The sequence below is a fragment of the Qipengyuania pelagi genome (genome assembly GCF_009827295.1).
GTDB lineage: Bacteria > Pseudomonadota > Alphaproteobacteria > Sphingomonadales > Sphingomonadaceae > Qipengyuania > Qipengyuania pelagi.
The window spans coordinates 1-13,576 of sequence record NZ_WTYD01000005.1; the positions used below are offsets into that span (position 1 = coordinate 1).

General features: G+C 63.2%; 10 protein-coding genes. 6 read left to right on the forward strand and 4 right to left on the reverse strand.

Going from position 1 to position 13,576, the window contains the following annotated elements:
- Positions 1-299 precede the first annotated feature (299 nt).
- The 4 genes from GRI47_RS14305 to GRI47_RS14320 all read right to left on the reverse strand — a co-directional run bounded on the left by GRI47_RS14305 (position 300) and on the right by GRI47_RS14320 (position 4,690).
- The gene (locus GRI47_RS14305; protein WP_160661981.1) at positions 300-1,496 is read right to left on the reverse strand and encodes an IS91 family transposase; all 1,197 of its coding nucleotides are present in this window, start codon (positions 1,494-1,496) and stop codon (positions 300-302) included.
- Between the two features lies 1 nt (position 1,497).
- Positions 1,498-2,415, reverse strand: coding sequence for a tyrosine-type recombinase/integrase (locus GRI47_RS14310; RefSeq protein ID WP_160661972.1), 918 nt, complete (start codon positions 2,413-2,415; stop codon positions 1,498-1,500).
- Positions 2,416-2,653: 238 nt separating this feature from the next.
- Entirely contained in the window at positions 2,654-2,824 is a 171-nt protein-coding gene (locus GRI47_RS15095; RefSeq protein ID WP_233457399.1) for a hypothetical protein, read from the reverse strand.
- A 462-nt stretch (positions 2,825-3,286) separates the two neighbouring features.
- Complete coding sequence (locus GRI47_RS14320) at positions 3,287-4,690, reverse strand: NAD(P)/FAD-dependent oxidoreductase (protein ID WP_160662051.1); 1,404 nt, start codon at positions 4,688-4,690, stop codon at positions 3,287-3,289.
- Positions 4,691-4,747: 57 nt separating this feature from the next.
- Here GRI47_RS14320 and GRI47_RS14325 point away from each other — a divergent pair, with 57 nt between their 5' ends.
- From GRI47_RS14325 to GRI47_RS14350, 6 genes are read left to right on the forward strand one after another with little or no spacing between them, the layout of a single operon-like run.
- Positions 4,748-5,788 (forward strand): efflux RND transporter periplasmic adaptor subunit, encoded by a 1,041-nt coding sequence (locus GRI47_RS14325; RefSeq protein WP_237452848.1) that lies wholly within the window; start codon positions 4,748-4,750, stop codon positions 5,786-5,788.
- 3 nt (positions 5,789-5,791) lie between these two features.
- On the forward strand, positions 5,792-8,932 hold the full coding sequence (locus tag GRI47_RS14330; protein WP_160662053.1) for an efflux RND transporter permease subunit: 3,141 nt from the start codon (positions 5,792-5,794) through the stop codon (positions 8,930-8,932).
- A 3-nt stretch (positions 8,933-8,935) separates the two neighbouring features.
- Entirely contained in the window at positions 8,936-10,423 is a 1,488-nt protein-coding gene (locus GRI47_RS14335; RefSeq protein ID WP_053833465.1) for an efflux transporter outer membrane subunit, read from the forward strand.
- Complete coding sequence (locus GRI47_RS14340) at positions 10,410-11,642, forward strand: patatin-like phospholipase family protein (protein ID WP_158246558.1); 1,233 nt, start codon at positions 10,410-10,412, stop codon at positions 11,640-11,642. Before GRI47_RS14335 ends, GRI47_RS14340 begins: the two co-directional genes overlap by 14 nt.
- A gap of 32 nt (positions 11,643-11,674) precedes the next feature.
- A complete protein-coding gene (locus GRI47_RS14345) occupies positions 11,675-12,064 on the forward strand; it encodes a hypothetical protein (RefSeq protein WP_160662054.1) in 390 nt (129 codons plus the stop codon).
- A 29-nt stretch (positions 12,065-12,093) separates the two neighbouring features.
- Positions 12,094-13,575 carry a phospholipase D-like domain-containing protein gene (locus tag GRI47_RS14350; protein WP_160662055.1) on the forward strand — a complete coding sequence of 494 codons (1,482 nt, stop codon included), beginning with the start codon at positions 12,094-12,096 and terminating at the stop codon, positions 13,573-13,575.
- Position 13,576 lies beyond the last annotated feature (1 nt).

The window sequence follows — 13,576 nt, forward strand, 5'->3', positions numbered from 1 at the left end:
CGTGAAGGGTTCCGGGCGCCGTAGGCGTACGGAAGTCCCCGAAGCACGAACCCGCGGGCCGCATGCGTTGGGCTATGGGGATTTCGGTTTTCTGTCGATCCAGGTGGCTTGATGACACTGGCTGGGAAGCGTGCCGGATGGGTCAGGTGGGCAGGTCTGTGGCCCGGATTTGGTCAGCAGATCGCTCAATAGCGATGGTGTCATGGCGGTTTTCATGCGACTGATGATCTGCAGGACGAGCGGCGGCATTGCCGGAAGCCTATCACGTGCCCGGTTCGGTGAGATCGAGCCATGCCGGGTCATGGCGCAAATTTCCGGATGGGCGGTATGGAGGATGGCGGCGCGCGTGGTTGCTGCCAGCGCGCAAAGGTCTCGATGACGATCATGTGCCCGCCGCAATGTGGGCACGGCGGGCGGTAATCTTCTGGCTCATCGGTGATCTCATCTTCTGGAGGTGGCGCGACCTCCAGCAGTTTGCGGGCGAGCGCGATATTGGCCTTGTGCGTGGCACCAGCGAGCAGGCCGTAATGGCGGATACGGTGGAAGCCGGTTGGCAGGACATGGAGCAGGAACCGGCGGATGAACTCGTCGGCGGGCAGCGTCATGACCTGCTGGCGGTCGGTGCCGTCTCGACGATAGTCTTTGTAGCGGAAGATGACATCTTGGCCATCGAACCGGATCAGGCGACTGTTCGATATGGCGACGCGGTGAGTGTAGCGCGAGAGATAGGCGAGCACCGCTTCGGGTCCGGCGAAGGGCGGCTTGGTGTAGACCACCCAGCGCTTCTTGCGCACTGGTGAGAGGTGCTTGAGAAACGTCCGCCGATCAGTCAGCCCGGTCAACTTGCCGAAGAAAGCGAGCCTGCCCGCATTATGCAGCGCCATCAGTCGGGTGAGGAACAGGCGGCGGAACAAGGCACCCAGCACCCGCACCGGCAGCAGGAAGGCCGGGCGTGACGATATCCATCGCTTGCCATCGGGCGTAATACCGCCACCCGGGACGATCATGTGGACATGCGGATGATGCGTCATGGCCGATCCCCATGTGTGAAGCACGGCGGTGATGCCGATCTTTGCGCCGAGGTGCTTCGGGTCGGACGCAATCGTCATCATGGTCTCTGCCGCAGCCTTGAACAGCAGATCATAGACCAGCGCCTTGTTGGTAAAGGCAATGGCGGCAACCTCGGCCGGCAGGGTAAACACGACGTGGAAGTATCCGACCGGCAGCAGATCGGCTTCGCGCGCTGCCAGCCATGTGCGCGCCGCACCGCCCTGGCACCTGGGGCAGTGCCGGTTACGACACGAGTTGTAGGCGATCCGCCAGTGCCCGCAACAGGCGCAGGCCTCGACATGGCCGCCCAGCGCAGCGGTCCGGCAATGCTCGATCGCTGACATGACCTTGAGCTGCTGCAGGCTCAGATGTCCTGCATGGGTGGCCCGGTATGCTGGACCAGTAGCGCAGAAGATGTCAGCGACCTCGAACGAGGTGCGCACCAGTTCAGCCCGGTGGTGTCCCCTCACTGGGCAGGAACATGCCTAGCTTGTCGAGCGGACTGGTCACCGCATGCATTGTTCTGGTTGCGACCCTGGTGTAGAAGGCGGTGTTCTCCAGCTTGGCATGGCCGAGCAATGCCTGGATGATGCGGATATCGATGCCGTCTTCGAGCAGGTGGGTAGCAAAGCTGTGGCGCAGCGTGTGCGGGCTGACGCGCTTGGCGATCCCTGCAGCCTGTGCCGCCTCGACGACAATGCGGTGCAGTTGCCTTGTGCTGATCGGCTTCATGGCATGCAGGCCAGGGAACAGCCAGCCATCATGGTGCATCACGCCTTGCTCACGGCCCAGCTTCCACCATTGCCGCAGCAGGGTGAGCAGATCGGCAGGCAGCATGGCATTGCGATACTGGCCGCCTTTGCCGCGTTCGACCCGGAGCAGCATCCGCTCGCTGTCCACGTCGCGCACCTTGAGCATCGCCACTTCGCCCACGCGCAGACCGGCGCCATAGGCGACCGACAATGCGGCTTGGTGCTTGAGGCAGGTGGTCGCGCCCAGCAGCCGGACAACTTCATCCCTGCTCAGCACCACCGGCAGCTTGCGCATCTGCTTCATGCGAACGAGCCGCCGGGCAAGGTCAGGCCGGTCGAGTGTATGGGTGAAGAAGAAGCGCAGTGCCGAAACCACGCTGTTCATGGTTGGTATGGGCATGCCTGCTTCACGCTGCTCGACCTGGAAGCGGCGCAGATCTTCCGATGTCGCCGTATCGGGAGGACGCCCAAGGAAGGCGGCGAACCGCCCCACGTCGCGGACATAATTACGCTGCGTCTCGCGGCTGAAGTGCCGCATGGTCATATCGTCGATCAGCCGCTGACGCAGCGGGCTGACCGGAGTGGCTGGAATAACCGGTACAAGATCGTTCATCGCTCGACTCCTCAGTTGAAGGAGCCGGAATGTTCGGCCTTGATCAGTCCCCGCGCTACGCCTGTCGTTCTACTTCACCCCCTCCGCCAGCACCCCTCCCGCGCAGCGGGTTCGTGCTCCGGCCCACAAGCGGCTAGACCGCTACCAGCGACAGCTGCCGGTCCGCAAAGCGCCCTAAATTCGGTCATTTTACGGGCAGAATGCTGATCCCGGAAGCGGGCATTCCGGGAAGACATCTTCACACGATGAACGAGAGCGAATTGCCGAAATTGTGAAGCAGAACCGGCAGGAGCAGGCATCCGGTGCGCAAACGCAGCCAGACCGCGATAAAGGCTGGGATTGCCGTCAGCGCCATCGTGATGGGATCGAAGGCAAAGCTGTCGTCCGAGAAGCCACAGGCATGTGCCAATCCGAACAGGAAGCACGACAGGACCGCGCCCCATCCCCAATCGACCCGAGGAACCGTCTCCTTCCGGTGAAAGCCTGATCCAGCGCGAACAGCAGGATGCCACGATAGAAGAGCTCCTCCTCCAAACCCGGCATGGTGAGCTGAAACGCGATATCTTCGCCGCTAGCCGGGTTTCCAGGGAAGATGAGAGCTATGACGTAGTGTCGCCGAAGCCGTTCGGTCTTCATGCGACCGCCATGCCTACCGCTTCTTAGTCAACTGAGGTAGATCGACGCCAAAGACAGATACGCTGATCTTAGATGCGGTTTGGCTTCGAGCGCTTCCTGCGATCAAGTGCAAGCTAGGTCGCGACAACTTGCAGGTGATGGATAGCGAGGCCAGGCGAGCCTTCGAATGGTCCTAGATGGCGGTGCGGGAGCATGCTTTCATCATGGTCAACTATTTGAATATTGGCTGAGACCGCTACTTGTCATCGGGCCGCCCGCTTTCTGGGTCGCTGAGCGGCGGCTGCCGGGCATCGCTTGTGGTTGATCCCGTCAACAACCGCGCCCCGCGTCCGTAAGTAAACCATGCCCAAGCCCAGTTGACATAGACGACCAGGCGGCTGCGAAAGTCCACAAGCAGCATCAAATGTATAAGTGACCAGACCAGCCAGGCGAGAAATCCCGTGAGCCGGAGCCTGCCGAATTGCGCCGCCGCACGCGAGCGCTCGATCACCGCCATGGTACCATAGTCGCGGTAGCGGAAGGCGCCGGGCTCGCGCCGACCGGCGATACGGGCCGCGAGCAGCTTCCCGACATATGTGCCCTGCTGCTTGGCAACTGGTGCAAGAGCCGGCAAGCGCTCGTCGCCGCCTGCTTCGAAACTTGCGACGTCCCCGATCGCAAAGATGTTTGGATGACCCGGCACCGAACAATCGGACCGGACCGTTACAGCCCCGTTGCGGACCCCATCGATTCCAAGCCATTCAGCAGCCGGACGGGCCTCAGTGCCGGCACACCACAGCACGGCTCCGGTATCTATCCGCTCGCTACCGAGCACCACGCCGGTGGGATCGATTGCCTCGACGGCCGTGCCAATCCGCACCTCCACCCCCATCGAGGTTAGAGCTTCGGTCGCATAGGTCGAAAGCGCGGGATCGAAACCCGACAGCAAACGGCCGCCCGCCTCGCATAGGACCACACGCGTGTCGCGCGGATCGATGCGAGAGAAATCGCGCGCCAAAGTCGCGCGTGCGAGTTCGGAGATGGTCCCAGCCAGTTCCACGCCAGTTGGGCCGCCCCCAACAATAGCAAAGGTCAGGAGGCGTCGTATCTCTGCGTCGTCGGTCGACTGCTCGGCCCGCTCGAACGCTTCCAGCAACCGCGCGCGGATGGCAAGCGCATCCTCAATCGTCTTGAGAACCAGCGTGTGTTCGCGCCAGTTGTCCTGTCCAAAAAAGCTCGAGGCCGATCCCGTGGCGAGTACGAGATAATCGTATGGCAACCGATGCCCATCGCGCAGCAGCACCGAGCGCGCCCTGATATCGACGCCTGTAACCTCCGCCATCAACACACTTAGGTTTGACCCGCCGCGCATCAGCACACGGGTGGCCGTAGCGATATCGGACGGGGAAAGCGCCGCAGTCGCGACCTGGTATAGCAGCGGTTGAAACAGGTGATGATTGGTTTGGTCGATCAGCGTCACTTCCGCGGCATTGCCGCGAAGAGCGCGCGCCGCAGCCATGCCGCCGAAACCGGCGCCGACGATGACGACCCGGGGGCGGTTCGTCGATTCGGGATGAGACAGGTTCAGCGAAAGCGTTTGGCCTTGCAATTGGGTCTTCCTATTGCGACGAGCGATGATATGTAAACTTATTCGTTTCATTTTGGGCGCATGCCAAAGTCTGATTCGCGCCGAACCGTTTTTGGGCCCAAACCCTTCATGCTGCGCATATTCGTTTCGCTCATTTTCACATGTCTGATCGCAGGTTGTGACAACGCCCCCGTTCCGGAGGAGGCCGATCGGCGTCCCGTCAAACTCTACACCGTGGTGACAGGCGGCCAAGCCAGGACTTATGAATTTCCCGCGATTATCGAGGCAAGCACATCTTCGGATCTAACCTTCGATGTTCCGGGCAAGATCGTCCGGCTAACGGTGGATCAGGGCGATTTCGTCAGGGCCGGCACGGTGATCGCGCAGCTCGACCAGACCATCGCGCGCAACCAGCTCGTCCAGGCACGCGAACAGTACGAGGCGGCACAGGATGCATTCCGCCGCGCCGACGCGCTGGTCGGCGAAGGCGCGATTCCGCGGGCAGTGCACGTTCAGCGCGAAACGCAGCGCGACACTGCGCGAGCCGAACTTGACAATGCGCGCGAGCAGTTGGAGAAGACCGTCTTGCGGGCGCCCTTTTCGGGCCGCGTGGCCAGGCGACTGACCGAGCCGTTCGAATATGTTTCGCCGCAGCAGCCGGTCGTGACCTTACAGACCGCCGGTTCCGCCAAGGCGGTGGTCCAGGTTCCCTCGTCCATCGTTGCCAATGCCGAGCAGCGGGCCCCGATCAACGCGGCGATCGCGCTCGACAGTCTCCCCGACAGGCGGTTCGCGGCCCGGTTCGGCTCGTTCGCCACCGACGCCACGCGTCAGTCGCTCACCTACGAGGCGACGTTCCTGTTCGATCCGCCTTCCGGCGCGCTGATCCTGCCGGGCATGACGGGAACACTGCATGTCGAGCTCGATACCGATGATGCCGAGATGCCGGCTGTGCCACTGGAAGCGATCGTTGGGCGTGACGAAAAGACATTCGTCTGGCGCGTGGACCGCAGGACCGGAGCCATCGCGCTGCGCCGCGTCACCGTAGGCAAGGGAGCAGGCGGAATGCTGCCTGTAACTGCCGGCATCGGCCGCGGAGACCTGATCGTAGCCGCCGGGCTCGCCAATCTCGAAGAGGGGATGAAAGTCCGCCCCTACGAGCGGGACTGAGCCATGTCGTTTAATCCCGCCGTCTTCTCGATCAGGAATCGCCTGCTCATCCTGCTCGTCATCATCGGGACGATCGTTGCCGGGATGGCGGCCTATGGGTCGCTGCCGCGCTTCGAGGATCCCGAGTTCACCATCCGCCGCGCTGTCGTGGTAACACCCTATCCTGGCGGATCGCCGATGGAGGTCGCCACCGAGGTCACCCAGCGTCTCGAGCGGGAGATCGGGCAGATGCAGGAGGTGAAGGAGATTGTTTCGACCTCCGAGGCGGGCCAGTCGCGCATCGAGGTGGAGATCAAGTACGAGTTCGGGCGCAACAAGGAACAGCTCCAGATCGTCTGGACCAAGCTGCGCAACCGCGTGGCCGATGCCGCCCGGCTGCTTCCGCCCGGGGCAGGTCCCTCGATCGTCAACGACGATTTCGGCGACGTCTTCGGCATCTTCTACATGCTAACCGCCGATGGTTATTCGCCGGCCGAGCTGTACGACTATGCCGAAAAGCTGCGCACCGACCTGAGCGGTGTGGAGGGTGTGGGCAAGGTGGTGCTGTCGGGCGAGCAACGCGAGGCCTTCTATGTCGAGATCATGCGCGAGCGGGTCGCGGCGCTGGGGCTGTCGGTGCAGAGCGTCTATCAGGATCTAGCACAGCAGAATTCCGTCGTCGCAGCGGGCAGCGTGCGCGTCGGCGACCAGCGTCTGGAGATCGTTCCCACCGGCGAGATCGATTCGGTCGAGGAATTGCGCGATCTGCCGGTGATGACCGGCCAGGAAGGCGCGGTCGTGAGACTGGGCGATCTGGCCCGCGTGACGCGCGGCTATGTCGATCCGCCGATGCAGATCCTGCGCTACAATGGCAGGCCGGCGGTGGGCATGGGCATCTCGAATGCGACCGGCACAAATGTGGTCGAGGTCGGCGAGGCGATCGAAGCCAAGCTGCGCGCGAGCGAGAGCGACCGCCCGATCGGCATCGAGATCCACGAATTCTACCACCAGGGCAAGGTGGTGTCGGACGCGATCGGCGATTTCGTGATCAATGTCGCGACGGCGCTCGTCATCGTGGTGGTCACGCTGCTGATCTTCATGGGCTGGCGCTCGGCCGTGGTCATCGGCGCCGTGCTCATGCTCACCGTCGCGGCGACGCTGGCTGGGATGAATGCCGGCGGGATACCGATGCACCGCATCTCGCTGGGCGCGCTGATCATCGCGCTGGGAATGATGGTGGACAACGCCATCGTCGTGGTCGAGGGGATGCTCGTCGGCCTCAAGCAGGGAAAAAACAGGCTGGAGGCGGCGCGCGCGATCGTGGGCCAGATGCTGTGGCCGCTACTAGGAGGCACGCTGGTCGGCATCATCGCCTTCGCCCCGATCGGCCTCGCCCCCGGGCAGGTCGCCGAATACACCAATCACCTGTTCTGGGTGATGATGATCTCGCTCTTGTTCTCGTGGTTCTTCGCGGTCACCGTAGCGCCTTTTCTCGCCAACTGGCTGTTCGAGAAGGAGGAGGATGCTGCCGCTTCCGGCACTGATCGGGAGACAGGATTCGATGCAGGCCACGACGGTCTCGAGGACGAGGCCGCCCCGCAGCGCGAAGCCGGCCGGATCGGCACCGCCTATCGCGAATGGCTCGCGCGCGCGCTGCGCCATCGCTGGCGTACCATGGGCCTGACCGGGGGGTTGTTCGCCGTCTCCCTTGTGGGCTTCGCGTTCGTGGAACAGGGTTTCTTTCCCGCCTCCACCACGCCGCATTTGATGGTCGATTACTGGCTGCCTGCGGGCACCGATATCGAGCGGACCAATGCCGACCTGGAGGAGATTGAGGAGGATCTGGCGACGATGGACGGCGTTACTGACGTTCAGACCGTGGTCGGCATGGGTACCTTGCGTTACAAGCTGGTCTATCAGCCCGAGGCGCCGACATCCTCCTTCGGCCAGATGATCCTGCGGGTTGAGGACGCCTCGACGCTCGAGCGGCTGCAGGCAGATGTGCATGCCTATTTGCAAAAGAACGCCCCCGAAGCGCGCGCCAAGGTCTGGCTGTTCGAACTGGGGCCGGGTGGCGGCTCGAAGATCGAGGCGCAGTTTTCGGGGCCCGATCCGGCGGTTCTGCAGAGCCTGGCGCAGCAGGCCAAGGATGTCTTCGCCGAGGACGAAGCGGCCATCCTCGTGAAGGATGACTGGCGCGAGCAGGTGCCGGTCATCCACCCGCTCTATTCCGAAACGCGCGCGCGTCGCCTTGGCGTCAGCCGCGAGGACGTGGCCGAGGCCTTGCAGGGCACGTTCGCGGGCCGTCCGATAGGCGTCTTCCGCGAGGGCGACGACCTGATCCCGATCATCGCCCGCTCGCCCGAAAGCGAAACGCGCGACGCGCAGAACATGGAAGCAATCCAGGTGTTCAGCGCCAGCGGCGCCTCGCTTCCGCTGCAGGAAGTGATCGACGGTTTCGAGACCCGCTGGCGTCATTCGCAGATTCAGCGGATCGATCAGCGCTGGGCAATCAACGCCCAGGCCGATCCCGCGCCGGGCGAAACCGCCAACCGTCTGCTCGATCGCGTGCGCGGAGACATCGAGGCGATCGAACTGCCTTCCAGCTACCATTTCGAATGGGACGGCCAGGAAGGAACGAGCACCGAGGCGATCGATTCGCTGATTGGCGTGGTCCCGCTCGGTGTCATCGGCATGGTGCTGGTGGTAATCGTGCTGTTCAACGCAGTGCGCCAGCCGGTGATCATTTTCATGATCGTGCCGCTGGCGATCATCGGCGTAACCATCGGCCTGCTCATCACCGGCATAGCGATGGAGTTCATCGCCATTCTCGGTGTGCTCTCGCTCTCGGGCCTGCTGATCAAGAACGCGATCGTGCTGGTCGATCAGATGGATATCGAGATCGGCGAGGGCAAACCGCGTTTCGATGCCATCATTGAGGCAGCCTATGATCGCGCCCGCCCGGTCATCCTGAGTTCGCTGACGACGGTACTCGGCGTCATCCCACTGCTGTTCGACGCCTTCTTCAAGGCGATGGCCGTGGTCCTGGCCTTCGGGCTGGCCTTCGGGACGGTACTGACCCTGTTCGTGGTGCCGGTCCTCTATGCAATCTTCTTCAAGATCGGCCCTGACGAGACCGCAGCCGAGCCACAGGGGGCAAGTTGAACCATGCGCATCGTCCCTCTCACCGCCATGTTGCTCGGCCTGATGCTGGTGTCAGGCTGCTCGCATCCCGACAGGGTCGGCGATGGTCCGGTCGCACCCGCCCGCGCGGCCCTGCCGCCTTTGCCGGAACGCTGGCGGGCAGTCGCCGATGCCGCAGGGCCGGTCGCGGACGGATGGGTCGCCGCCTTCGGCGACCCGCGCCTCGCCGCGCTCGTGGCCGAAGCGCAGGAGAAGAACAGTGATCTTCAGGCCGCCGCGGCGCAGGTCCAGCGCGCCGCAGCACTTGCCCGTCAGGCGCGTTCCGGGCTGCGTCCGGCCGTTCAGGCGGTCGGCCTGGGTTCGCGCAGCCATATCGAGATCGATGATATCGAAATCGGCGGGCAGGCCGGACTGCCGGTGCCGTCCAGCATCGAATATGACAGCACCAGCTTTCTGGGACTGGCGCAGGCGAGTTGGGAAATCGACCTGTGGGGCAGGATCAGCGATGGCTGGTATGCCGCGCTCGAGAACGAGGCGGCTGCCCGCGCCGACTATTTCGCGGCCCGGCAATCGATTGCCGCGGGCGTGGCGCGCGCCTATCTGGTCTCGATCGAGGCTTCGCGGCAGGTGGGGCTGGCCGAGGAAGCGGTTGATACGCTCGAACATCTGCATCGCCTGGTGGGTCTGCAGGTCCGCGAGGGCGTCGCGATGGATGGCGATCTGGCACTGATCCGCGCCAATCTCGAACAGGCGCGCGAGGCTCTCGCACGGGCACAGGGCGCGCGGCGCGAGGCGATCCGTGCTCTCGAACTACTGGTCGGGCGCTATCCCGCGGCCGAGTTCGCCTCGGGAATTGACTTGCCGCCCATGCCAACGCCGCCGCCTGCCGGGCTGCCTTCGACGCTGCTCGAGCGGCGGCCCGATCTGGTCGCGGCCGAGCGGCGCGTCGCCGCCGCACTGCATGCCGAGGACCAGGCCAGCAAGGCGCGCCTGCCGCGCCTGTCGCTCACGGGGCTGGCGGGCGCGGTGTCGGACGCCCTTGAAAATATCTTCGATCCTACCGCGACCCTGTTCAGCATTGGCGGCAATGTCGCGGCGCCGATCTACCAGGGCGGCGCGCTGGCTGCCGGCGAAAACATTGCCGATGCCGAACTGCGCGCGGCGATCGCGCAATATGCCGGCGCCGCGCTGGCCGCTTTCGAGGAGGTGGAAACCGCGCTCGACAGCGGCGTGGTGCTTCGCCGCCGCCGGGACGCGGCCGTCATCCGCGTGCGCGAGATAGAGGAAGCGCTCAGGATCGAGGATCTGCGGTACAGGGTCGGCGAAAGCAGCCTGCTTGACGTGTTGCAGATCCGGCAGCAGGCGATCACTGCGCGCAGCGATCTGGCGACGATCGAGCGCATGGAACGCGAGCAGTTCGTCACGCTCAATCTGGCGCTCGGCGGAAGCTGGAACGCGCCGGAGGCTGATCCCCCAGAGATTTCCGAGAAGGATGGCGATGCGAACCCGTAAAGAACTCCGCCTGACCATGATGCCGGGACAGGCCATCGACCTGGTGCGAACGCTCGTCCTGGGAGTGCTCGGCCCCGCATTGCTGCTTGGCGGTTGTGCCAGCTTCGACCGGCAACCGTTCGAGGCCGCGCAGATCGAAGCCGCGCACGCGCCGGATTCGCCGAAAATCCGCCATTGGGCCAATTCCCCCGACCTGTTGACACAGATCTCGATCGCCCCGCCACCGCCGGGCGAGCCACTGCGCGTGCTCGCGCTGTCGGGCGGTGGGGATGACGGGGCCTATGGTGCGGGTTTTCTCAACGGATGGTCGCAAACCGGCAAGCGACCTGAATTTGCCGTGGTCACTGGAGTCAGCACCGGGGCTCTCATCGCCCCCTTCGCGCTGCTCGGGCCGGACTACGACGACGAGCTGAAACGCGCCTATACCGAGATCACGCCCGACGACATTTACAAGGACCGCTTCGCGTTGGCGATCCCGTTCTCGACCAGCGTCGCGACGACCGGGCCGCTCGAGGCTCTAATCGCCCGCTTCGCCACTGATGCGGTGATCGATGCCATCGGCGAAGAGCACCGCAAGGGCCGGCGCCTGTTCGTCGGCACCGTCAGCCTCGACCGCCCCGGCAATGCGATCTGGGACATGGGAGCGATCGCGGCCGGTGATGCGCCCGGTCGCTATGCCCTTTTCCGGCGCATCCTGCTCGCCAGCAGCTCCGTCCCGGTGCAGTTCCCCCCGGTGCTGATCGAGATGGAAGCGCAGGGAGAGCGAATCAGCGAACTCCATGTCGATGGCGGCACCATTGCGACCCTGATGGCCGCTCCGCCGGTCGCGAACGACCAGATCCTGCGGGACAGCCAGTCCCCAACGGAGCTGTATCTGCTGGTCAACGGCAAGATGGCAGGCGAGTTCGAGCTGATCGAAGCAGGTCTCTCCAGCATCGCCAAGCGGACGCTTGAGGTGATGCTCTTCTCCAGCCTCCAGGACCGTGTGGCCTCGGCCTATGTCTGGGCGAGATCGACCGGCGCCGGATATCACTTGACCTTTATCGAGCAGGACTTCGACGCGGACGAGCACGATCTTTTCGAGCAGGATTATATGCGCACGCTGTTCGACTATGGCGTGGAGCGCGGTCGGGCACAGGCATGGCAGGATAGTCCGCCATCGTCGGATCCGGACACTGTCGCATCAGCCGTGCCCGAAACGACGAGTTCCGAGGATTAGCGGCCGTCATGGCACCGGGACGAACATACCGCATGAGCTTCGCCTTTTCCGATATTCCCCATCAATCCGGACGGCCGGCCGTCGTTAACGGCGCCAATAGCGGCACCGGCTACGAGATCGCCCCGCACCTGGCGATGAAAGGCGTGCGCGTGCTGCTGGCGTTCCGCATCGCCGAGCACGGCACTTTGCGTGTCTTACAGGCCGTGACCGATCCGCAAGCGGAAGGCGGCGACCATCCCGGTCCTTGCGGTCTCATGGGGATGCGTGGCCAGACTTCGGGTCGCGCGGTCGTGACAGACCCGACTCGCGACCGAGAGATGACGAGAAAGCTGTGCAACAGGTCGGTTGCACTAACCGGAACAGAACCGGACATTGGCCCTGCTGTTCCGTCGCAGACAACGCCTCCCGACAGCGCACCGTAACGCGGATGCGCGACCGGCACCCTCCGTTCATGATACAGCGCGCAGCTTCTCATGCGTTCGGAAATACGGCACTTTCCGCAATCGGCTTGAGTGTCGCTAAGCACGCGGTGGGCCATCCCGGCCTGACGGGCGTTGCACTTGTCGAGGACGGCATAGACGCGTTTGCCATCCGCTCTCGACTCATCGCCGCGGCCGAAAGATCGATCGACCTGCAATATTACATCTGGCGCGACGATCTGACCGGTAATCTCCTGCTGGAAGACTTGCGCAGAGCGGCAGCGCGGGGTGTACGGGTCCGTCTGCTGGTTGACGATAACGGCATTCCCGGCCTCGACCGCAAATTGCGCTGGCTGGCCAGCCACCGCAATTTCGAAATCCGCATTTTCAATCCGTTTCGAAACCGACACTTCAAGCCGCTCGATTTCCTGCTGGATTTCCACCGCGTCAATCGCAGGATGCATTCGAAAAGCTTTACAGTCGACAATCAGATAACCTGTGTCGGCGGGCGTAATGTCGGAGACGAGTACTTCGCCAACCGAGAGCAGGGGATTTTTGCCGATGTGGATGCGCTTTGCGTAGGCGCGGTGGTGCAAGAAGTCTCCGAATGTTTCGATGCGTTCTGGAATTTTCCCGCTGCAGTCGAAATCGACTGCATCGTGAAGGAAGATCCGAAGCAGTACGCGGCAAGCGGGGCAACTGATTTCACGCGGTCAGTTTCCGGCCCCTCCGCGACCGATTATCTAAGCCGTGCCGCCGGATCTGTTTTGCTTGAGCGTGCGCGGGCCGGACGGATTGAATTCGAATGGGTGCCCGTCGAGCTGGTCAGCGATCGGCCCGCCAAGGTTCTCGGACAATCGCGTCAAGGCGATCTCATGGCTAGCGTCCTCAGGGGTCTCATCGGTCAACCGGAAAGGGAATTGCTCGTCGTTTCGGGCTATTTCGTGCCGACCTCATCAGGTGCCAGGGCCTTTGCGCAAATGGCACGCAACGGGGTCGATGTGCGCGTCCTGACCAATTCCTTTGCTTCGACCGATGTCGCTATGGTTCATGCCGGATATGCAAAGCATCGGCATTTTCTCGTGAAGTCGGGGGTGCGTCTGTATGAGATGCCTGCCCCTGGAGACCGGCCCAAGACCACCCGCAAATCTCTGCGTCGACCTTCGCCGCGCAACACAAACGAGAATGCCACCCTGCATGCCAAGATGTTCGCTGTAGACGGCCGTCGGGTCTTTGTCGGTTCTTTCAATTTCGATCCGCGCTCTTTCGCTCTCAATACTGAGCTCGGGATCGTCATCCAGAGTGAGAATCTGGCGGCACAGATGCACCACGCCTTCGATACCATGATCGCGTCCGGCTCCTACAAAATCGTCGTGGATGACAAAGGCCGACTGAACTGGATGGACATGCGCGACGATGTCCGTCAATGTGAACTGGCCGAGCCTGGAACCACATGGTGGTCGCGAGTGCTCACTCGCCTTCTCAGCAAAACGCCGATCGATTGGCTGCTGTGAA